Annotated in this window: 15 protein-coding genes and 1 pseudogene; 8 read left to right on the top strand and 8 right to left on the bottom strand. The window is 41.3% G+C overall.

The features are described from left to right. Nucleotides 1–117 precede the first annotated feature (117 nt). A complete protein-coding gene (locus FSB73_RS12390) occupies nt 118–1,059 on the bottom strand; it encodes a PLP-dependent cysteine synthase family protein (protein WP_225973973.1) in 942 nt (313 codons plus the stop codon). 178 nt (nt 1,060–1,237) lie between these two features. Between FSB73_RS12390 and FSB73_RS12385 the strand changes: the two genes are divergently transcribed. Then, on the top strand, nt 1,238–1,708 hold the full coding sequence (locus FSB73_RS12385; protein WP_146782557.1) for an Lrp/AsnC family transcriptional regulator: 471 nt from the start codon (nt 1,238–1,240) through the stop codon (nt 1,706–1,708). Nucleotides 1,709–2,034: 326 nt separating this feature from the next. Here the strand turns inward: FSB73_RS12385 and FSB73_RS12380 are convergent, their stop codons facing one another. Beyond that, a complete protein-coding gene (locus tag FSB73_RS12380; protein ID WP_158639529.1) occupies nt 2,035–3,768 on the bottom strand; it encodes a chloride channel protein in 1,734 nt (577 codons plus the stop codon). Between the two features lie 830 nt (nt 3,769–4,598). On the opposite strand from FSB73_RS12380, the gene mobA reads away from it, so the two are divergent. Both mobA and FSB73_RS12370 read left to right on the top strand, forming a co-directional pair. Beyond that, nucleotides 4,599–5,249 carry a molybdenum cofactor guanylyltransferase gene (gene mobA, locus FSB73_RS12375; protein WP_146782551.1) on the top strand — a complete coding sequence of 217 codons (651 nt, stop codon included), beginning with the start codon at nt 4,599–4,601 and terminating at the stop codon, nt 5,247–5,249. A 246-nt stretch (nt 5,250–5,495) separates the two neighbouring features. Continuing rightward, nucleotides 5,496–6,800 carry an MFS transporter gene (locus FSB73_RS12370; RefSeq protein ID WP_192904054.1) on the top strand — a complete coding sequence of 435 codons (1,305 nt, stop codon included), beginning with the start codon at nt 5,496–5,498 and terminating at the stop codon, nt 6,798–6,800. Between the two features lie 437 nt (nt 6,801–7,237). Here the strand turns inward: FSB73_RS12370 and FSB73_RS12365 are convergent, their stop codons facing one another. The 4 genes and pseudogenes from FSB73_RS12365 to ruvA form a co-directional block, all read right to left on the bottom strand. Continuing rightward, nucleotides 7,238–7,879: a MutS-related protein gene (locus FSB73_RS12365; RefSeq protein ID WP_158639528.1), complete on the bottom strand. Its 642-nt coding sequence runs from the start codon at nt 7,877–7,879 to the stop codon at nt 7,238–7,240. 14 nt (nt 7,880–7,893) lie between these two features. Beyond that, a complete protein-coding gene (locus tag FSB73_RS12360) occupies nt 7,894–8,760 on the bottom strand; it encodes a hypothetical protein (protein ID WP_146782544.1) in 867 nt (288 codons plus the stop codon). Between the two features lie 420 nt (nt 8,761–9,180). After that, nucleotides 9,181–16,430: pseudogene (gene sov / locus FSB73_RS24905) on the bottom strand (T9SS outer membrane translocon Sov/SprA). Between the two features lie 162 nt (nt 16,431–16,592). Further along, entirely contained in the window at nt 16,593–17,186 is a 594-nt protein-coding gene (gene ruvA / locus FSB73_RS12345; protein WP_146782534.1) for a Holliday junction branch migration protein RuvA, read from the bottom strand. Between the two features lie 221 nt (nt 17,187–17,407). Here ruvA and FSB73_RS12340 point away from each other — a divergent pair, with 221 nt between their 5' ends. From FSB73_RS12340 to FSB73_RS12325, 4 genes are all read left to right on the top strand, one after another. Next, nucleotides 17,408–18,397 (top strand): beta-ketoacyl-ACP synthase III, encoded by a 990-nt coding sequence (locus tag FSB73_RS12340; protein WP_146782531.1) that lies wholly within the window; start codon nt 17,408–17,410, stop codon nt 18,395–18,397. Nucleotides 18,398–18,547: 150 nt separating this feature from the next. Next, nucleotides 18,548–18,820 (top strand): YtxH domain-containing protein, encoded by a 273-nt coding sequence (locus tag FSB73_RS12335; RefSeq protein ID WP_146782529.1) that lies wholly within the window; start codon nt 18,548–18,550, stop codon nt 18,818–18,820. A 12-nt stretch (nt 18,821–18,832) separates the two neighbouring features. Further along, entirely contained in the window at nt 18,833–19,192 is a 360-nt protein-coding gene (locus tag FSB73_RS12330) for a SoxR reducing system RseC family protein (RefSeq protein WP_146782526.1), read from the top strand. Continuing rightward, nucleotides 19,182–19,688, top strand: a complete 507-nt coding sequence (locus FSB73_RS12325; protein WP_146782522.1) for a hypothetical protein — start codon at nt 19,182–19,184, stop codon at nt 19,686–19,688. The genes FSB73_RS12330 and FSB73_RS12325 overlap by 11 nt, the downstream gene beginning before the upstream one ends. Nucleotides 19,689–19,882: 194 nt before the next feature. Here the strand turns inward: FSB73_RS12325 and FSB73_RS12320 are convergent, their stop codons facing one another. Further along, nucleotides 19,883–21,412, bottom strand: coding sequence for an ATP-binding protein (locus FSB73_RS12320; RefSeq protein ID WP_146782519.1), 1,530 nt, complete (start codon nt 21,410–21,412; stop codon nt 19,883–19,885). A gap of 220 nt (nt 21,413–21,632) precedes the next feature. Between FSB73_RS12320 and FSB73_RS23285 the strand changes: the two genes are divergently transcribed. After that, nucleotides 21,633–21,779 carry a hypothetical protein gene (locus tag FSB73_RS23285; protein ID WP_158639527.1) on the top strand — a complete coding sequence of 49 codons (147 nt, stop codon included), beginning with the start codon at nt 21,633–21,635 and terminating at the stop codon, nt 21,777–21,779. Nucleotides 21,780–22,065: 286 nt separating this feature from the next. Here the strand turns inward: FSB73_RS23285 and FSB73_RS12315 are convergent, their stop codons facing one another. After that, nucleotides 22,066–22,950, bottom strand: a complete 885-nt coding sequence (locus FSB73_RS12315; RefSeq protein WP_158639526.1) for a metallophosphoesterase — start codon at nt 22,948–22,950, stop codon at nt 22,066–22,068. Nucleotides 22,951–22,988: the final 38 nt, after the last annotated feature.

Raw genomic sequence — 22,988 nt, 5'->3', positions numbered from 1 at the left:
CATTTGCTTATCCAAGCAAGGTCTTTTCCAACCTGGCAACTGGAATATAATCTGTAAATATTGTATCAGTAGAGATATAGTCAGGTCGAACAGTTTCTTCTCTCATCAGATCTGTACTCAAATATTTTTATTGCTATCCGGTAATATGGTGACCACAACGCTATCACTGCCAAGTTTTTCAGCCAGCTTGATCGCACCTACTACATTGGCACCGGAAGAAATACCCACAGCCAGGCCAAGTTCAGCTGATAATTTCTGCGCCATAATGATGGCATCGCCATCACTGGCCTGCACGGTCTCATCCAGTTGATCCAACTGTACAATGGAAGGAATAAATTCATCAGAGATGCCCTGGATACGGTGACTACCTGTTTTATAACCTGTAGTCAAGGTAGGCGACTCGCTGGGTTCTAGTGGATGGATCGTTATTGCAGGGTTTTCACCACGCAGATACTGTCCAATGCCCATTACAGTACCACCAGTTCCAACGCCTGCTACAAACGCGTCAGGCAAAAGACCAATTTGCTGCAATTGAAAATAAATCTCCGGCCCGGTTGTTCTTTCATGCGCCTCTGCGTTAAAACAATTGCTGAACTGTTGCGGTAAAAAGACATCGCCATCAGCTGCCATATTTTCACTGAGCCGGATACTGCCTAAAAACCCACCTTCTTCTTTGCTGACTGTGATAATTCTGGCGCCAAACCCGCGGATAATATCCATTCTTTCCTTGCTTAACCAGTTAGGCATGATAATATTTACTTCATGCCCCATAGCCTTGCCTATGGCCGCAAAGGAAATACCTGTGTTACCACTGGTTGCCTCAATAATAACATCCGTAGGTTGTATGCTTCCATTTTCATATGCCTTATGCAATATATATAGTGCCATACGGTCCTTAATACTGCCTGTCAGGTTATAATGCTCGCATTTCACGAATATCCGACCTGGTTTACCTTTATATTGGTAATGCAGTTCCAACATTGGCGTATTGCCTACTAACTGCCAAAGCCGTTGAATCCGCTCACTGGTCGTAGCGATGTTCTTAGTCACTGTTTCCATATCAATTGTAATTTTATCCAATCGGACAAAGCTAGCTATCACCATAAAAACAAACAATACTTTGCCATTATTCAAAAATATTAATTGAATATTGGAATATTTCAATCAATATTATTGTTACCTTAGCCCTTCAAAAGCGCTAAATTTTAGTTTTTATTGTCTATAAAATCAGTCATCAATGCCGGAAGAACAATTACTCGATCAAACCGACCAGCAAATCCTCAAAATCCTGCAGGAAAATGCCGAGTTGACTAGCAAAGAAGTGGCCGCCCAGGTCAATAAATCAACAGCAGCCGTTCATGAACGTATCCGAAAGCTTAAAAAAGAGGGGTATATCAAAAAAATAGTGGCCATTTTGGACAGGAAGAAAATTAATAAAAACCTGGTAGCTTTCTGTCATGTGCTTTTATATAATCATTCTTCCAGTACATTGCAGACCTTTGAGCAATCTGTGATCCAAATGCCGGAAGTATTGGAATGCTTGCAGATGACAGGAACCTTTGATTTTATTTTAAGGGTAGCTGTAAAAGATATGGACGATTATCAGCATTTTTATCGAAATAAGCTGGCGGCACTTCCCAATGTCACCACCGTCCAAAGCTTTTTCATTCTATCAGAAGCAAAGAGTGATTTTGGTTACCGTTTATAAAGGAAGTGTGCATGTAGAATGATAATACAAAGATAGCCTGGTCCAACAAATGCGATATTTTATGGACCAATAATTTGATATTTTTGGAGCCGGTTAGGAAGAAAATGCCAGCAATTCCTAACCTCTCACCTATCCAATAGTTCGAAAATATTAATTATATTCCGCTGAAATCTATAATTGACCTATACAATAAAAATACACTGAATTGTTGGTTGCTAATGTGAATTATCAATTGAGAATCATCAATTATGAATAATTTCTTTGCAAATTCAATAACGATGTTTGTAAAAATCAAGAAATATAGATAAAAAGGAAATGATACACTATTATGTCATTTTTATAATTTCACTACGATATCTATCAAGAATAGAAGATTTAGCGATAAAGCCCAACCATACCCCTTCTTCATTTATCACAGGTAGTACATTTTTGGCGGAATTTAATTTTTCAAACTTATGGATTGCCGAATGCATATCATCTTTGTTGGTAAGGGTTTTTTGCTTGGTCATTAAATCTCCAGCTGTAACTTTAGCATTTTCTTCTCTTTTCTTGTCATCAAAAATAATAAATTTCATATCATTAAGATAAATAACACCTTCTAAATGCTGTTTATCTCCGTCACTTACGACAGCGTAAACATCTTTATCAGACCGTTGAATAGAGGAAAGTATTTCAGAGATTCCTGTATGTACCTTAAACACAGGATAATCTTTTCTGATCAGAATTCTCAATTCTAGTCTACTTAATGCAAAACGATCTTTGTCTGTAGGGTCAAGCTCCGATTGTTGAAAAAGCTTTTTCATTTCCAGAGACAACGGTTCAAAGGATTTCATAACAAAAAAGCTAATTGCTGCGACCATCATAAGAGGAATAAAAAGTGAATAGCCGTTTGTGACTTCCGCTGACAAAAATATAGCAGTCAATGGCGCAAAAAACAAACCACTCAACATTCCTGCCATGCCCACCACAATTAGATTGGTTATTGGCACATTTGTATATCCGATTAACTGAAAAAAACGGCCAACAATAAAACCCAGCAAGGCACCTATTACAAGTGACGGTGCAAAACTTCCTCCATTACCACCACCCATAATGGTAAATGCGGTAGCAAAAATTTTAAAAATCATGACACCTACAATAAAAAGCCAGATCAACCACCCGTTATTAGTGTGGGCTATCAAAATAGAGTTATGTGGAAATTGTCCGGTTTCTGCAAGGGTTTTAATAAAAATATATCCTTCACCAAAAATCTGTGGAAAAAAAAATATGAGTACTGATAACAAAAGAGCCCCAACTAGCCAACGCTTGACAGGACCATTCATCGCAGTAAACTTATGGTCTATCCAGTGAAAAATCCGGGTATAAAGCAAGCATAAACACCCTGCTAGAAGTCCCAACCCAACATAAAGATATAAGTTACTATAATTAAAATCACGGATCGTTTTAAAAGTTAATAATACGTTATCACCCAATAACACTTTAGCTAAAAGCGCCCCGCTAGCTGAAGACATCAGTAGCGGTATAAAAGAAGCGATAGATACATCAATCATCAACACCTCAAGAGCAAACAGAATTCCCGCAATCGGCGCACCAAACGCTGAAGAAATTCCCGAAGCAATCCCACAGGCCAAGAGTAATGTCCTCTCTTTATAAGGCAAAAAAGTAGCGCGGGCCAGATTCGATCCAATTGCCGCACCAGTAGCCACCATTGGCGACTCCAAACCGCAAGAACCACCAAGTCCAACTGTTAATCCAGCGGTGGTAATATGGGAATAACATTGGCTTAAAGGCAATTCAGAAGACTGTTTTGCTATCGCATAAACAATTTTATCATTACCCTTTTTAAAATTTTTACGATATAGTTTCTCTATCAAAAAGCTGCTAAGACCAATTCCCAGAATAGGCATTAAAGCTTGATACCATACAATATCACCAAAACCGGAATTTTCAAAGAAAAAATGCTCCAGATTGACGACAAACAATTTAAGTGCAATAGCGCCTAAACTTGCCAAACAACCAACCACCAAGCAACAAAAAACAAGAAATTGTTGCTCTGTCATACGTCTTTTTAGTAATAAAATACTAAACTTCAGTTGTGTCAAGATTAAACGAACTAATTTCTCCACTATATGCGTTACCGACTCCTTTGACATTTCTGGGTGCAAATGTAACTCAATACATATTAATAGTTGTAAGTTTCCAAAATCCTTGGGATTTATAAAGATGAGTTTAATTTATTCAGGACTCCTACCAAACCTTTAAAACACCTATTTCATTATATTTCTTAGCTTAAAACTAAAATCATACGGTTATTCATAGACAGCAAAGGCTGGCGTGACAGTTTTTTGATTGGGCATTTATAGATTACATCAATGTAGTGATGTGTAATATCCTGACCGTGATGCCCGTCATTTGAGCCTTAGTGCCTATTACCAACTCCTCCCACTGAATATCATAAATGCACTTTAAGTTCCGCGATAAGTAGCTAGGACCGCTGACTGCTGAATTACAAAAACTTCAATGGTCAATAAATAAAATTAAAAAATTTAATTCCATCCATAATACTTATTGTTCATATTACATTATGTCGATGAATAATTATACAGTTAAATGGGCTTAGTGGTCATATATTTTTTGAATATTTAAAACACCAATACTTTTAATATTAATATTATATAATTATTTTTTATATAATCCTTTTTACCACTAATTGACTATTTTTATAATAAAAAAGAATACTTTTGTTAGATAATAATGATATACAACAAAAAATAAACGACATAATGATATCAATTTATCATATTATATTTATAATAATATTAATTATAAAGTACAATTTGAGGGTCGCAACTAAGACAATGTAATAACTAACATTAAAAAAGGAGGAATTATGATTGGTTTAATTTTGGCGGGCGGGAAAAACTTAATTACAGTCAGAGACATGACTACGAATGTTTTACCAAACGGCTTGAATATGGTAGAGTTGGCCTATCGAAAACTAACAGAGATCGGACTTACGACTTATTTGTCCGTAGAACCACTTTTACCTGGGGATCTTCCTGCATATGGGGATATGCAGTTGATTATAAACCAGAAGGGTATCAATGCCACTGGTCCGTTATTGGGGCTACTGTCTGCTCACAGGAAATTTCCGATGGATGATATTTTCGTCCTGGCTTGCAATATGCCTTTTATGAAAATCAGTTGCCTATATTACCTTTTTGATCTTTGGCTGCAGAGGATCAGTGAGATCAATGTCTATCAGAAAGGCGGGAGGGCGGAACCATTTTGTGGAATTTATAGCTATGATGCATTAAGGCAAATTGCACGGTTGGTCTCTGATAAACAAAAATCACATAGTAGTTTGCAATATTTTGTTCAGCGATTGAACACATGCTATATGCATATTCCAAAGGAAGACGAAGTCGCATTTTTGAATATTCGTACTCAAAATCAGCTTGAACTGTTATGTAAAACACAGATGTCTAACCCAGATCAGTTGCTCAGATCAAACGCGGCGTATCTGTTTCAAGGTATTTAAAGATTAGGAGCTTTTTGAGGTTCGAAAGACTTGGTGTGTTATAATGGACCCTTTTGAGGTGTTTGGGTATATGGTGGTGGCACTTTATTTAATAGAAGCGTGTCTTTACTTAGCTAAGCCCTTGCAAAGGGTTATTATTTTAAGCTGCAGACCATTGGGGTTTGTATTTATATAAGTGTGCTTTAAAGAAGTTAGACACCTTTAAGAAGAGGTCAAATAATAATATATTTAAAATTAATTAGAATTATGGCTAATCAGATATGTGGACAATTAGAGAAATTGCAAATCTTTAGTTTAAAAGGGGTTCAGATGAGAACTTTCCATATTACCTGGTTTATGTTTTTTATCTGTTTTTTCGGCTGGTTTGGGCTAGCACCTTTAATGCCTTTTATTCGCGATGATTTGCATCTAAGCAAATCCCAAATAGGTAATTTGATGATCATCTCAGTTTCGACGACGATAATTGCCAGATTGATAATCGGCAGGCTCTGTGATTTTTGGGGGCCGAGAAAAACTGCCATTCGGTTACTTCTAATAGGATCTTTGCCCGTGATGTGTGTAGGGTTAGCGAATAGTTATACAACGCTTCTATTGTTCAGGGGAGCAATTGGTATTATTGGTGGAGCTTTTGTGATTACACAATACCATACTTCGATGATGATGGCTCCCAGAATAAAGGGAACTGCAAATGCCATTACAGGGGGTTGGGGAAACCTTGGTGGAGGCGTAACCAATATGGTCATGCCCTTAATATTCGCTACTATTGTTGGTTTTGGGTACACGAAACAATCCGCATGGAGGTATGCAATGATTCTTCCTGGATTATTAATGTGGCTGACAGCCTGGCTTTATGCCAGATATACAAAGGATACACCAATGGGTAATTTTGATGAGATTGGCCACAGAAAAACAGAAAAATTAAAAACCGACTGGCAAATTTTACGAGATTGGCGCATCTGGGCGCTTACTTTAGGATATGCCACCTGCTTTGGCGTTGAGATTACTTTTGATAATGTAGCCGCCCTTCATTTTGTGGACCATTTTCACCTCTCGCTGAAGACAGCTGGTATTTGTGCAGGGGTATTTGGAAGCATGAATTTGTTTGCAAGAGCTCTGGGGGGATATATATCTGATAAAACGGGAGAAAAATATGGGATGCGGGGCAAGGGGCTGTTCCTGGCTTTTATGCTATTGTTAGAGGGCGTTGGGCTATTATTATTTGCTTATGCAGGTACGCTTTTAATGGCCATTATTTGGATGCTTTCATTCGCATTATTTTTAAAAATGGCCAACGGGGCTACCTATGGGATAGTCCCATTTATAAACAAAGAGCATGTCGGGTTGATCAGTGGCATAGTTGGCGCAGGTGGCAACTTCGGAGGTATGCTGTTTGGCTTTCTATTTAAAAGCGACCATATGACATATATTCAGGCATTCAGCTATATCAGCATTTTATTATTGGGACCTCATTGCTCATTCTTGTTTCTAAGTTTGGCCGAACTCCAAGTCAAAGAGCTCCTGAAAGTAACATTAGCCCTATTCCAGGCCTAGAAAGCGATGCATAATGGGAGTATTGGGAGCAGCCTACCATTGATAGTATGATGTCAAGCCCTACTTGTACCTAAATTCAAGTTTCATTGTAATATTGGCGGAAAAGTAAATCATCAAGAATACTAAAGGTTGTCGCGAGGTTGCTTCGGCAAAGAATTATTGCGCAAAGCTCAGTATTCACCTAAGGCATTTTTAGCATATTACTGCAGTTACAGTTAACATATGTCAGATAAATTTCTATGACGATAAATTTACCATAAATAAAAAACAGGCAGATGAGTTGCGCAAAAAAGTAAACTTATTTATAATTAGAAAGTACAGTGGCTAAAAAATCTATACTCCTCACTGCCGTAACAACTTTTGGGGTAGCAAATGGAATGTACAAAACAAGTCTTATCCAAAACGAAGTTACCATGGACGCTTTGCTACAAACTCTGCTACTCATTTTTATCTTCCATCTGCTGGTAAATCTGATTGGCTCTTGCTACGACCCGCTCAGGGAACCCTTCAATTCTGATAAGTTCAAGGGCATTACGCGTGATTTTCCGACCTGCTTTAAGTCGGTAATCAAAGCTTAGTTTTCCGTCCGGATGCACCTGTTCATTAAAATAATACATTTTATAGGTTTCTGAGAGTAACTGTAGCAATTCAAAATCATGCGTGGCGATAAGCGTTATATGGCTAGGGCAACTGGCAAAATATTGTAAAACGGAAGCAGCAATGGCAATGCGCTCACGGCTATTGGTCCCATTAAACGGCTCATCAAAAAGTAATAAACAGGGATGATGTTTGCTTAATTTGAAGACATCCCCCATGTCCTTCACCTCACTTTGGTAATGGCTAAGGCCTTCCGTCAGCCTATCCGTATGATGCATTACAGCAAGGGTGGTGAGTAGCGGCCACTTAAACTGCCTGGCAAAGCAGGTATGAATGGAGGTGGCCAGTAAATTACTCAGTGCCAAAGATCTAAGAAAGGTGCTCTTGCCTGCCGCATTGGAACCGGTAATCAGTACCGCATTTTTGCCAGGCACAAAATCGTTGATGATGCAATTTTCAATCAGCGGATGATATAAACCCAAAATAGATGCCTGGTTTATATCAGTTGTAAAGACTGGGATGCAACAACCGCAGGCTTCTCGAAGTTTATAATGGACCATAGAAAATCTGTTTTTGCAACTGTTTTGTATAAGTGATGAATCAGCGCTTTTTTAAAATTCACCTCCTTTACAATAAAAGAAGCCGCCCTAACCTCTACCAGTGTAAATGCTTTAATGAGTTCATAGAGCAGCCAAGGCAACATATAAAGCTCAGAAGAGGTAAATAACTGTAAAGATTGGTTGATACTAAGCCGCTTTCTAAGTGGTTTCAACGCGGTATAAGCATCAAGGGTAACATTGTCCTGCATAAATAAATCCCCCGCCACTTTATTCAACTTCCCACATGCGTCATATAAGGTAATCACCGAATTTAAACTTCTGCGGTAGGTGTCCAACACCATTTTATTATGAAAATGCAAATAAAGATTAAACCCAAATAAACCGATTAATATAAGCAGTCCAAAGTGAAAAAAGATGGAAAGAACCACTGCCAAACCCATGGCTACTTGCAGATAAGGCACCCACTTATAATACCAAGTGCTTTTAAGATCCCCTCCAAAGATCAGATAGGGCAGATCTGCACTGTCCTGGCCAGCCAACACTTTAGCAATCTCCCCGAATTGCAATCTGAACTGCGCTTCAGGGTCTAGTCTCTGCAATTCATTTTCAAGCCTGGTGATGGCATCTAAACTGTCTAGCGGCCGTTTAAGGCGGTCATACAAATATTGCCTGCCTGGCACGGTAACCGTAAAATCCACCATGGTAAATGCGGCTTCCAGTTCCAGGTCCTGATCCGATTTTTCCAGTATCAAAGGCTTTCGGCTGGGTTGCTGTTCATAATAAATTTTGACATATTCTTCCATGGATACTTTATTTGGGAGACAACTTTTTAGCGTAGACGGTTTTAATGCCGTTTTATAATTTATCGTTATTTTACTGATATTTCGCTAATTTGTAGCCTGCATTTAGCCTACCGCTACAATAATACGACGGTTTATCTTATCATGCAAATCTCGCCGTCACAGGATTTGTCCATCAAATACCCATGCTGCTGTACAAAAATAGCAATCGGCTATAATTTCACCTAACCCGCCATGGCTATTATACTTACCTTTTGCATACATCGCTTAGGACAGGTAATGGTCAGGTGATGGCTAGTAAAGATTTCAAAGGGAAAGAGGCTCCAGGTCACTAAATTCTCAATGTAAATACACAAATGCTACCTAGTACATGTCGACACCTGGGTACAGTCATCCACTACCCTAGCAGCTTAAGGCTGCACTTTACTGCAATGACATGCGGATCTGCACCCCTGCACTGGTCATCACAATGGGTGGCGTCGTGGACACGTAGGGTATATTGCGGGTTTGGTTAAAAAAGAACTTCAGGTTGAACCGGTTATTGATTACATAGTTTATGGAAGGTGAAATGGAGATTACTTTTTGCCCCCCTGTGCTGTAATTATTGGTCTGGTCAAGTGTCGTACTGGAATTCAGTTGATCACTCATGGCCAGATCCAGCCCAAAGGTCATGTCATTGCCTACACCATCTGCTGACTTTTTAGGTACCGGCAAAAAGGGCAGTTTTGCATTATGCCTGGTGTAATTAAAGCCTAAGGAGTATTCTGTGGAACTTACTTCGCTGACCTGATAATCCACCAGGCTTAATGATAGTTGTTTGCTTCTGGAATAATCAAAGCGGATATTGCTCTGGTTCATAAAAGTAATATCAACACCCACTAGTGGAGAGAAATTCTCCGAGATCGTGATATTGGGAATCAGAAAATACGGCACATAGTTCCCTGAGGTGGAATCTATAAAGGAAGGCATTCCCTGCATCAGTCTATCCTGAAAGTTCAGGGAGCTGGTAAAACTATTCATGGAAAGGGTCCCGTTATAGCCACTTCTGATGGTGACATTGGATAGAATACTAGATAGCGATCCCAGCCGGCTGAGTCCGGAATAGGTAATATTCCAGTTGGGCATCGGGAATATATGACCGAGCGGATTGGTTTTAATACTTTTATTCTGCTCTTCAATTAAGCCGATTGTTTCTGGGGATTTTCCTGTATAGGCAGCCAAAAATGCCGGAATCAGCACATTTTGGGCATACCGGCCATAGCCGTTTGCATAGCCGTCCCCGTCAACGCCGCCACTGTAATAAGGATTGTTTTTAGCCAGTCTGCCAGAAATAACTTCCCTAAAGTCAGCAAAGCGCTGGAAGCTTTTTGACACTTGTCCAGACTTGGGCTTTTCAAAGATCCCATGGAGCACCGCATAGGATACGGTGAATCCACCTGCACTATAAGGGCTGAGGTGTTCAAAACGACCCGTACCGGAAGTATCTTTAAATAGCTCAGAGTAATCTTTATTAAAAGATTTCATGAGTGTGAGGTCAATGATCAGATCGGGCACCGGTTCTAATTGGGCGTTAATATTGATATTCTGGTTATAGGTCTGGCGGTACAGATCATTAAAATAAGGGTCTGTTGTTAATATATGATCTCTGGCCTTGGCTTCCAGCCACTCCTTGGTGGGCTGCTTGCCAAAAATATAACCCAGCCCCGGCTGCCCGGAATGCCAGTTCTCGCCCAGCGCTTTGGTGCTGTCCATATATCCTGGAAGCCGACTGGTATAGCCGCTGGAATAGGTTACAGAAATACTTTTAATCATGGTCAGTAATCTGACAGCAGCCGAAACGGCTTTACTTGTTCTAACCACTTGTTTTCTGTTAAAGGCCACCTTTGCTTCCTTAATGGCTGCTTTCATGGCCCGCCAATTTCTTAGCGCCAACTTACGTTCTCTTCCCTTCAGGCCTTTGACCACTTCCTTTCTCTTTGGCAGGTTTTGAATCAGGGAATCCAGCCTTTTTTTGTCTTCTGGTTTTAAGGAGTCTACCAGGGAAGGCATACTGGTGGTATCCAGGGCAGCCTGGATAAATTTGGATTTATCATAGAGCTTTCTAAAATCAAACTGACCATTTAGATTGGAGCTATTGCCATTTTCAATGATATTACCCAGGGATTTGGACAGCAGGCTGGAGGCTACCCAGTCGTAATTCATGCTATAGCTATATTGCATGGAGATCCAGTCTGCAAAAGGTAGTTTATCTAGAGGGAGATTATAAGACAAGGCGGCCTTTTGCGAATACTGGGTATTACGGCCGCCTGTCCAGAAGTTATGCCACATGGAGTCTCTTTTGGCCTTGGTATCAAGGTACCCATAAGGCTCATCGACATAAGACAGGTTATTTGCGGTAAAATCAAGGTTCAGGCTTCTGGTCAAATTCCAGTTCAGGTTATAATCCCTGGACATCCTGAAGTACTTATCAAAAGTAGTTTCTGCCGTGTCTACCTCGGCGCCGCTGGCATAAAGATTGACCGATCTTGGCGTGTAGATTCCCATTTGCCGGTCTACGGTCGTTCTAAAACTAAGCAGGGACGGCGTGGGATTGATATTAAATGAGCGAATAAATTCCAGCCAGGGGCTTTTGGATTTTATGAGTCGTTTAAAAGGTTCTATAAAATGCGGTTTCCCATTAAAGGTATAACCTAGTCCGGCAAAATATTTATCAATGCTGTTTTCTGCGATCAGCGGGCTGCTCTGATCGATACTGGAAAAGGTATAGGAAAAATCAAAATTACTGATATCCCAGATCTTCGGCTTCATAGAAGGTCTTCCAAAACGGACATTGGAAAAGCTGATGGTTTTACTGGTTGTCTGATCCAGCGACATGCGTTTAACGGAGTCTCTCTCCCTACTGGTATGGTAGCTTCTAAGTTTGTCTTTCATGCGTACATCCAGGTCATAAGGATCATACTCAGGTGTTAAGACCGTTTTGTTATAGCTGGCATAAACGGGTATGGAAATACCGGCCTTTTCGGGGAAAAGCCGCCCTGCATCAATGGTGGCGGAGGCATCAAATTGCATCATGGAGTTTTTCGCCCGCTCGTTGACGCCTTGCTCCAGTGTGCCAAAGCCGGCAGAATACGTATTGGCCGAAAGGCTGACAGAACCCAGATCTGCCAGTTGCATATCGACCCTGCCCAGGGCGGCCCAGCCGCCATGTTCATTGAGCTTGGAAAGTCCAAGCTCATCTGCCCACACTTCAAAATTTGCCGGCTGTGCGCTATTGGTATTTTCTACCCCTATAAGCAGACTGGTGACTTCCCCTAAGTTAGGATTGCCTTTCACGGAAAAAGTCTCTCCATTAGTCTCTTCCCTGTAGATTTCATTCATGGGATGCCCGCTACTATTACGCCTGAGTTTTAAGGCCACCAGATCCTGCAAGGCCAGTTTTAATTGATTGAGCTCCGGCCAGATCTCGGCCGCCGTGGCTGTCTGACTGGGCAGGGTGACCTGTAGCGGAATTCTGACCTCGTAATAATTGTCCAGGTAATCCTGACCGATCCGGATGACCGCTGTCAGCTCATTATTGCTTACCGGGCGCATGCCGGGTAATGATTCTGCATGCAGGAACATGGAGAGTTCTCCATAAGCCCTTAAATCAAGTTGAATACTTTTGAACACTGCCCTGGCATCTCCCTTAGCAAGATTTTCACATGCAGGCTCATGGACTGTTCTTTTTCTAAGTAAACAGAGCCATTGGAAGCGCCGCCTGCGGCCATTATGGATTGCAGCTGCTGCACACCTGGCGGCATCTTATAAGGGATGGGTAGTCTTTCACTATTATCCTCCGTATTAACAGATAACACTGTAAGTCCTGTGGTGCTGTTCTGAGGTAGTGAGGTATAAGACCCTGTGGTATCCAGGTTATAGGTAAAAGGACGCCAATTGTTGCGCACCAGTCCCAGTCTTGCAAAACGAAGTGTCACGGAGTCCTGAAAGCCGGTCAGATACATCCGCATAAAGCGGATGGATTTAAAATCATTGATATTACCCACCTTACCGGTAAATGCATTTATAGGAATACGAAACAAATACCATTTTTCTTTGGTCGTACTGTCGTTGGCCAGTTTAGGCTGTACGGTTCTGACGTCTGCAATAAAAGGATCGGTCAGTGTCATGCCTGGCTTTAAGTTCAAGTCATACTCAAAATACTGCTCTGTTTCATTGACCGTATTATCTCCGTTTAAATCCTCATTATCCGGATAGGTGGTAGCGGCGGAGGCGCCGTTGCCATTAGTACCTGCTACCGGTGAATTTCCTTCTGTGTTATTATAATATTTGTACCGGGCCAATATTCCGTCGCTGGCCGTAAAGCTCCCGTCTCTATACCATTTATAATCATCTGCAGACGGGTCTTTTAAGGCGTTTTGATAGATGGGTGAAGCGGTACCAAAATTATCTGCCAGGCTCTGCAGATAAAGGCTGTGTTTTCTTCTTTCCGATTCGTCTCCCATCCCGTCAAACCCAACGTCTTGCAAAACCCTGTCAGAAGCCACGTTATTAAAGGCATTGGTCAGCTGTATGGGATTTACCGGCGAAACACCCCATACCGAACTGCTGTCAACAGCTGTGGGGGTGTTGGGGGTAGAAAGGCCGTTTTCATAAAAACGTTTGCCGTCTTTTAGGACATCTTCGCTGACATCGCCCAGGTTAAAAATCAGTTTTCCCCCGGTACTGCCTGGATCCTTAATAAAAGGATCCTGCAACCAAAATTCAATATACTCCACATTACTGGTGACAAAATCGGTCTGATCCAGTGCCCGCATAATACCACCCCACCTGTCCTGGGGCCGGCTTAGTTTGCCGTTACGATCAATATCGCCTGGCATACTGGAAAAGTTATACGGGCCGCGCTGGGTTGGATAATAGGACAAGTCCAAAGTTGTAGACTGCAGGGCAGAGGAAAGAACACTCTGTTTGGGAAAAAGCTCCCCTTCATATACGGGTCTTACTCTGGGGTCACTGAGTTCAGAAAGGTTTTTATAGAGTGGATTGCTTGAATTGCTTCTGTCCTGCAAAGTTGGTTCTATATTATACCAGGCCAGCAGCGCTCTGTTTTTCCCATAATCCAGGTTATCGTTCAGCGTCGCCTCCGGGAACAGGCCATTGCCGGCAGGTGTGGAAGCCAGAGCCCAGGAGGTTAATGGATAGCGTAGATCAAAAAGGTTATCGGAGCTTTCAAAATCATCTATATACACTTTGCCGTTGCTGCCGGATCCTATCTGCGCCGGATGGCCTGGTTTTAACATGGCGGCCTCCCCGTAGGCACTAATGGAGCTAGGAGCGGTAGTCGTATAAAATGGCAGTTTATCCAGCATTTTTGTCAGCCCGGGAAAATCTGAGTGGTAATTGAAATCGACACCGAACATGGTGTTGTTAATCGGATCTTCACCGTAATTGGTCTTAAAAGTATAAGGCTGCTCGGTAAGTTTTTCCATGGTGGCACCAAAGGATAGCTTATCACTGGCCAGATAATCCAGTCTAAGGCCCATAAAGTTTCTTTGAGCAGTACCCAGGTTGGCATTGTTCTCAAACTGAACATTCACCGGTGTACCGGCGCTTAGGATGCTTTGATTGATAATCTGGATCATTCCCAGGTTATAATCAATGGTATAGTCAGTGCCTTCCACCAGGTTACGGCCACCGGCCGTAACGGTGACGGAGCCCTGCGGGATATTCATTGCGCCCAGGCTGATCTGCGAGCTGGAGCTGCCTTTGACAGTCCCCTGCAGGCTAAACCGGTCCAGATTGGCATAGGTCTGGGCGATGGCTTTGATACTGTCATAGAGCGCGTAATAGATGACTTTATCCTTGGTCGCCTGGTCCACGCCCTGATAACCAAGTGAATCCAGGTCTTTACCAAAGGGTTCTAAAACGGGAAAGATAATTTTTCCCTGGCTGGGCAGGACAGTAAAACCGTCTACATAATCGAACTGTCCGTCTGGTGCAGGATCGTTTTGACTATTTAGCTTGTCGGCACCAAGTACCGATATAATGGATTTGCCTTTGACAGCGCTGCCGGCGTCGGGCAAATATCTTTTGACGCCGCCACTGGGTTCACTGTAATAAACATTTAAATTAAACTGATCATTTTGCAGTCCCCCTACATTAAGGGAATAGACGTTTTTCATCATCCATCCCCAGGTCGGTAATTGTACTTGCTGTGAACTTCCTTTGATTAATTTTAGAAACAATACTTTTTGTACCCCTTGGGTAGAATCCAGGGCGACATCCTGAGAAAACTCACCTACCTGATAGGTTCTGCCGTTATAAGTATACTGATAAGCGACTGCCAGTACTGCATCTGGAGATAATTGTTGATTAAGCGCTATAAAGCCTGCCTGGGGGTTGAAGGTATATTCTGTCGAATCCAGTTTGCGGGCATAGGTCTTTTCAAAATCCTGTCCGGAGACCATGCCTCTGGATTGCAATATAGAAGTTACCATGGCTGGGTTACGTGTCTGTCCGCCAGCAAGGATAGAGCCATAGAGATCGTTGGCACCGTTATCCGGTAAACCGTTATAGGAATGCAGGGATTGTATATTGTTATTATAGGGGGTATTTTCTCCAAGATCCATTAATCCAACGATATTACGCACATTAGTGGTCGCACCGGTTTTGTTTGTGACCCAAACCTCCATTCTAAGAATCCTGACCTGGCTTTTTACAACCGGCAGGTCATGCATCACTTCGTTATAGTGGTCTTCAAAATAATTGCCCAGTAGGAAATCCCGGTTCTCGTCATAATCACTGAGGGACAGATCAATTTTCTGGGCCAGGCCGCCGCCCTGCAGGGTAATGGACTGCTTTTCGGAGCGGTTATTGGCAAAGGCGCCCGTCAAGTATAATTTGCCCAGCTGAATTTGTGCTTTTACCCCAAATAGGTTCTGGATGCTGGGCATGAGTGTAGCCTTGCTGTCAAAAGAGATATTTCCGGCTTCTACCAGCTTTAAGAGTTCGTCATCACGGCCTTGGTATTTGAGTTTAAACTGGTTGTTGAACTCAAAGGTGCTCTGCGTATTGTAGGTAATTGGTAGCAGTAATTTACTGCCGACCTTGGCCAGTAGGTTCAGATTGGCACTGGCGTCCATATTGAAGTTACCGGTTTTACGGGCTCTTTCTGAAAGGGTGGGGTTTTGAATATTCTGTCCCTCATAACCTATAGACAGGTCTACACTGCCTTGAGGTGTTACATCTACTTTCTTTCCATCCTTGGTCACTCCGAATATGCGGTTAAATAAGCTGGAATCTACTTTGCTCTTGGGCCTTTTCTGCTTGAAATTCAACAGGTCCAGTGATCTGGAGAGTTGGTAATAATGCTGCTGATCCTGCACTTGTCCCTGGAGTTTTAAAAAATCCGCCCGGCTGATCTGGATATCTCCCCGGTAACTTTTATCTGTTGAGTCCGCTTTTCTGAAATACAGGTACTCATGCGTAAGGCTATCATAGCGGACATAGGTCTTTAAGAGGCTGCTGTCACTTCCCTTATCCTGATCGAAAATATTATAAGGGCGAAGTGGGTCAGTAAATCGGTAGCCGTAATAATCATGAATGGGATATGGATAAAAGGGTCTGCCTGCAGAATCAGCCAGTGATTGCGCACTCAGACGCAAAGCAGACAGCATAAGGATACCGGCTACCCATAAAAATCGATAGAGAAGTTTATGATATATATTACTCAAAGCTGAATTCTCACTTCTTTTAGGCAGTTTGTCCTGCCAAAGTATTAAAACGGAATTTTAGCTTTTAAAGTATAATAGCAAGGGCTAAATTCATGAAAAACAACACTAAAGGTTCTTTAGAGATAATTTGATGAGGCTCTCCAGATCCGTGGCACTCTCTGAGCTGGCTTTCAGCGTCTTACGGATGGCGCTTTCTGCCATCTGCCTGCTAATGCCCAGCGCCATAAGGGCGTCCAGCGCATCTGACTGAACCGATCTGCCTATTGGCGCTACTCCGGATACGACCTGCTGGTCATGCATTTTGGACAGTTTGTCTTTTAGTTCAAGGGTCAGCCGTTGGGCTGTTTTTTTGCCGATGCCTTTGATTCTTTCCAGTTCGACGGCACTGTTTTGGACTATGGCCCGGATAATTTCATCTGGTTTCATGCCGGAAAGCATCATGCGGGCGGTGGACGCTCCCACGCCGGAGACTGAAATCAGTTGCAAAAAAAGCATTTTTTCGTTGAGATCCGCAAAGCCGTATAGTGTATGTGCAGTTTCTGTTATCTGCAGATGGGTATAGAGTAAGCCTTCTTCTAGTCCACTGATCGCCGAGTAGGTATTCAGGCTTATTTGCAGGTCATATCCCACACCTGCTACATCTACAGTAACATTTGCGGGTGTTTTATTCACGAAACGGCCTTTGACATATGCGATCATCTGCTTATTGGTTAATTTTTATTTTAATTGCTTGGTATAAGTGTTTAATACCCTTTAACTGCCTCAAAAATAAGACAAAACCTGGATTCTTAATATATTAAATTCACAACTCATACATTGGCCTAAAGCTTTGGATTTTCACATATCAGGATTTTGAGATACTTTTGACCATTATTTTTTATTGAACTGAAGAAAACTTTTATTCGAAATAAGCTTCATACATGAGTAAATTACGTGCCGCGATTACCTCCGTTGGAGGTTATGTTCCAGAGGATAAACTCACCAATGCTGATCTGGAAAAGATTATTGATACGACAGATGAATGGATCACCACCAGAACCGGAATTAAAGAAAGAAGGATTTTAAGAGACCCTAACAAGGCCAGCAGTGATATGGCTGCGGAGGCCGTTAAGGAGATTTTGGCTAAAAAACAGCTGGATCCCCTGGATATTGACTGCATCATCTGTGCGACAGTAACCCCTGATATGATCTTTCCGGCTACGGCCAATCTGATTGGGGATAAAGTCGGTGCTAAAAATGCTTATGGTTTTGATATCAGTGCCGCTTGCAGCGGCTTCTTATATGCCCTGAATCTGGGTACGTCTTTAATTGAAAGTGGCAGAAATAAAAAAGTGATCGTCGTAGGGGTAGATAAAATGAGTGCCATCGTAGATTATACCGACAGAACAACCTGTATTATTTTTGGAGATGGTGCAGGTGCCGTGCTGCTAGAACCAACACCAGAAGATGTGGGTATAATGGACTCTATTCTCTATAGTGACGGTTCTGGCGCCAAACATCTGCATATGAAAGCAGGTGGTTCTTTGCGTCCGGCTTCTATTGAAACAGTGGCCGCAAAAGAGCATTTTATTTACCAGGAAGGCAAACATGTCTTTAAATTTGCTGTTACCGGTATGGCAGATGTCAGTCAGGAATTATTGGAAAAAAATGATTTGACCGGTGATGATATTGACTGGCTGGTTCCCCATCAGGCCAACTTAAGAATCATCGATGCCACCAGGGAAAGAATTAACCTGCCCAGGGAAAAAGTGATGATCAATATCCACAATTATGGCAATACAACCGCAGGCACGATCCCGCTTTGCCTTTGGGACTATGAAAAAAAGCTCAAAAAAGGGGATAAACTCGTTTTGGCTGCCTTTGGTGGTGGATTTACCTGGGGAGCCATATATCTCAAATGGGCTTATTAATCAATATCTTAAAAGAAACTATAAAAAACAGCCGTTCTCTTAAATGAACGGCTGTTTTAATTTTGCCAAATGACAGAATGTAAGTAAATTCACAATTGGTATGAATCTTGTTTTAAACTGAATGCCAATTACTTAAAAACATATTACTTTATGAAGAATAATCAGAAATTTTTGTCAGGCTTTTTGTTAGGTGCTGCAGCTGGCGCTATCGTTACCACTTTCCTAAATGGTGATAAAGGGCAGACGGTTATTCAAAATTTCAAAAATGTTGTTCGGGAAGCAACCGATGATCTGAAGACAGGTCTGGAAAATTTTGATGAAAAGCTGGAGAAATGGACCAATAAAGGTCGCAGTTTTATTGCTGATTTAAAAAGCAGCAATAAAAAAGAGGATATGTATGACCTGGAGGAGATCTTCTCCTAAAATCAACCATGTATGGAAGAACAAAACCCTAATTTTTTTAAACAGTACCGTGAAAAGATAGAAGGATATTTAGAAGACAGATTAATGTTGCTCAGACTTAAGTCTGTCAAAAAAATATCGACCCTTATTGTGCAAATGGTAGGCATGGCATTTTTGGCCTTGTTGTCAGGTTTTATTGTCTTGTTTATCAGTATTATGCTGGGCTTTTATCTGGGTCATTTATTGGATTCCTATTATGCTGGCTTTGGTATTGTAACCCTGTTATTTGTCCTGACTTTTATATTTTCTATTGTATACAGGAAGAAATTAATGCGCAAAGTCATCAGTAGTATTATTGATACGGTGCTTGATAAAAAAGAAGATGATGATTAACTTACGCAATCAAAAGGTGGATTTGTCCCATATCAATAGCCTGGAAGATATTGATCAGGAGATTCGTATGCTGAAAAGACGCATCCGGGCGACAGAAGGTGAAATCAAAGCAGATTTTAAGGCTATTCCCAAAGAAGCCGTAAAGGCTTCTATTGGCAGGATTGTACCTTTATTTAAAAAAGACACGACTGCTGATAAGGCATTTACGACCATTCAAACGGTTGTCAGTGGCGTAGTGGCTGCCATTATTGCAGGCAAAAAAAATGGAGGCGGTTTTAAAAAAGGTGTAGCTGCTGTTATCAGTCAGTTAAGTTTTCTGGGAACCGCTAAGGCGGTTATGCAGTTCTTTGCCAACCGGCAAGGTAAAAATCCAGGCAAAAGCGCAGAGCCAAAGGCTAAAGCTAAAGCGGAGGCCAGCGGTAAGAACCCCGAAAATCCGGATCCAACCAGCCAGACGGTTGTGGAAGTGACCCAGAAACCTGATCCTTTAGGATAACTTAATGCAGAAAAAAAATAGACGATTAAATTCTATGCTCCGTCAGAACAATATATGATGGCTGCATAGCTGACTATATTAGCTCAGGGGCGTTTTTGATTTCCATTCTTTTTTGAAAGCTTCAATTAACCACCAGCAAATGCTATTCTCCAAAGTATTGAAAGGTAATTCCGCTTCCCTGCTGTTTTTTAAATCTACAGCTCTTCAAACTGAAACTGCTCCACTTTTCGATCCTTAGAGGAAAAAGAAATACCAACAGCTATTTTCTTTCTTGAATCACTGGCGTATGGGGCAAGATAGGCCTTGTCCTTTATTTGCTGTAAGGCCACAGCAGCCGTGCTGTCTAGTTTTAATTCCAATACATAAATATAAAGATCCGTCTTGACCATAATATCGCTTCTCCCCATCGCACTGTGTACTTCTGTATAGACGTTTACACCGGCCAGTTTGAAGGTAAGATAAGTAATTATATGAAAAATCGACTCAGTATCTGCCTTCCAGCGGTCATAAGGTGTTTCAGCAAACATTGCATTTAGCTGAAGGATCAGCCCCTCTATATCATAAGTATTTAATGCCTTATTTATTTTCGCCACAAGAGATAGTGAATCTACGCCCAGACCTGCCCGGTAAATACTTAATAGGCCATTGAGTAAACTGGATTTCACCTCCAGGTTTGGAAAACCAAGTTTATAAAGTTCCTGGCCGTTCTGATCGATGTTTTTAATGGTCAGATAACCGGTCTGGAACAGCAAAGCAGCAACATCAGGGTGGTTTGTATCAAAAGAAGCTAAGGCCAATCCACCCATCTCATAATCCTCTACATCGTATATGGCTTTTTTCTTAAGTTGTTTAAGCAAAAAGGTGGGCGTACCCGTGGCATACCAATAATTACGAAAAATGGGCTCATCCATAAAATTCAATAGGGAAAACGGATTATATACCCAGGTTTGCATATTCCAGGTATAGCCATCATACCACTGTTTGATCTGTGATAAGATATCAGGTCTGTCTATTTGCATCCTTGCTATTTCCTGCGAAAAGTTTGTCTCTAATTCCTGTTGGGTAATCCCTACAATATCACCAAATTGGGAGGAAAGTGTGATATTACGCAAATTATTGAGATCAGAGAATATGCTCACCTGACTAAATTGGCTTACGCCGGTAATTAATAGAAAACGGATATGCTCATCACTGTCTTTCAAAATGGAATAAAAGTTCTTCATAACAGACCTGTTGGCATCCACCATTCCTGGGTCCTCCAAAAAATCTATGATGGGCTTGTCGTATTCATCGATTAAAATAACGACAGGGCCACCTATAGCAGCTTTTTCAATCAGTTCCTTAAACCTAAGGTCATATTCTTTTTTCGTCAGAGGTATACCCAAGCGATTGGCGTTCTCCTCTAATGCAACGTAAATCGCCGTTTCTAGCCCTGCAGTTCTAATACCCATATTTGAAAAACTAAACCGAATCACCGGATTAGTCACTGACCAGTCCCATTTGTCATAAATCCACAGCCCTTCAAAAAGCGCCTTGCTACCATTAAATAATTCATTAATAGTATCGATAAGCAGGCTTTTACCAAAGCGTCTGGGGCGGCTGAGAAAATAATATTGATCTGTATCCACTATTTGGTGGATCACCTCAGTTTTATCAATATAAACATAGTCGCCTTGCCGGATTTTTCGGAAACTTTGAAGGCTAATAGGATATTTACGTAACATATAACGAAGATACGAAGATTCCTACTGATTTTGGAGCAATAATGGCATGCCAAACCGGGTTAAATGCCATGGCAGACTGTGGGCAACACAATAGTGCTATAGCGAATAACTGCGGGGAGTGGCACTGCTAAATCTATATAAGGCTCCATTTTTTTTGGCATTTTGATAACTTTTAAGCATCTATTTTAAAAAATAACAAAAATATTTTTTAAATTTCGATATGAAGAAAAGCAAACCAACACTTTGGGGATTAAATCTGCTCTTTTTTATACTCTTGTTAGAAAATGTGGGTAAATTATTCGACTTTTCTATTATGGACAAGATTTCCATAGCACTGATTTATTATGGATGCTTTATAGATTCATAATGGTTTTGATCTGTGGCTTTTTACTATACAAAAATTTGAATAAGCCCAAAACACTTTAGAAATTTTGGTTGCATAACAAGACAGGCTGAAAGTAAAGTAACGTCCTGGCAGAACGCCCTTTTAATCCCCAAAAAATAGTATAGGATAACTGGCAATAAAAGCCTGCCGTTGTTTCTTTGGTTGTCTAAAGCCTTAATTCTTATTGTGGACACTTTCCCTGCACTATATACGCCATTTACACTTGCGCCCTACAAGTTCCAGCTACCCCCACTGCCCCAATCAAATACTACTGCTGCAAATTAATATGATCAGGGACATCCTTCAAATTATAAAAATGCTGGGTCATTTTGTTTTTATCGAAAACGATGATCCTAAGGCCCGTCGGATCTTGGCCAAGGGCTTCCCCTACTGCAGATGTGGTAATCATTTTTACCCCTTCATATTGGCCATGTTCATTTTGGTGCATGTGACCAGTAAATACGGCGTTCACGTGATATTTTGCAAATAGTTTTAAATATTTTTCTCGTTCAGGCGTCTCCATATTTTTTAATTCTGTTTTTGCCTTGTCATAATACAGGTCGGGTTCTGATGCACTGTCTAAAAATAGCGGAATATGACCAAATACGATGATCTGCCTGGCCTCTTTGGATCTTTTGAGCTCACTTAGGAGCCAGGTGTACTGTCCCTCCCTTAAATCACCCGGTGCTTTTTGGTTGGCAAGACTGGTATTAAATCCAATAAAACGTATGCCTTTGTGCATAAAACTAAACCTGTCATACCCAAATAATGATTTATAGTATTCGATGGATTTTTCGTCAGGTGTATTGCCTACATCATGATTACCTGGTGTTAAGAAAACCGGGATATTCGGATCAATCATGGCAGTCACCCGCCTGAACTGCTCCAGCTGGTCTTTACTCCCCGCATTATTGACCAAATCCCCCGTAATCACTACAAAATCCGGATGAGTGCGATTGATGATGGAAACTGCTTTTTTATAGCGGGCAATCTCCACCGTTGTACTATCCTTAAAAAAACCGATTTGGGGATCTGAGAGCTGGACTATAAAAAAAGGCTTATTCTCGCTTGGTGTCTGTGCATGGATGCTTTTAATGCATATGCAAAGTCCGACAAAAGCAAGAATTTTATAACCCAATGATTTACAAATCATATTATTTAATATTTGATATCTAATATTAATTTCAACAA

It is taken from the genome of Arachidicoccus ginsenosidivorans (assembly GCF_007971385.1).
GTDB classification, from domain to species: Bacteria; Bacteroidota; Bacteroidia; order Chitinophagales; family Chitinophagaceae; genus Arachidicoccus; species Arachidicoccus ginsenosidivorans.
This window is presented reverse-complemented; position numbering and strand designations above follow the sequence as displayed.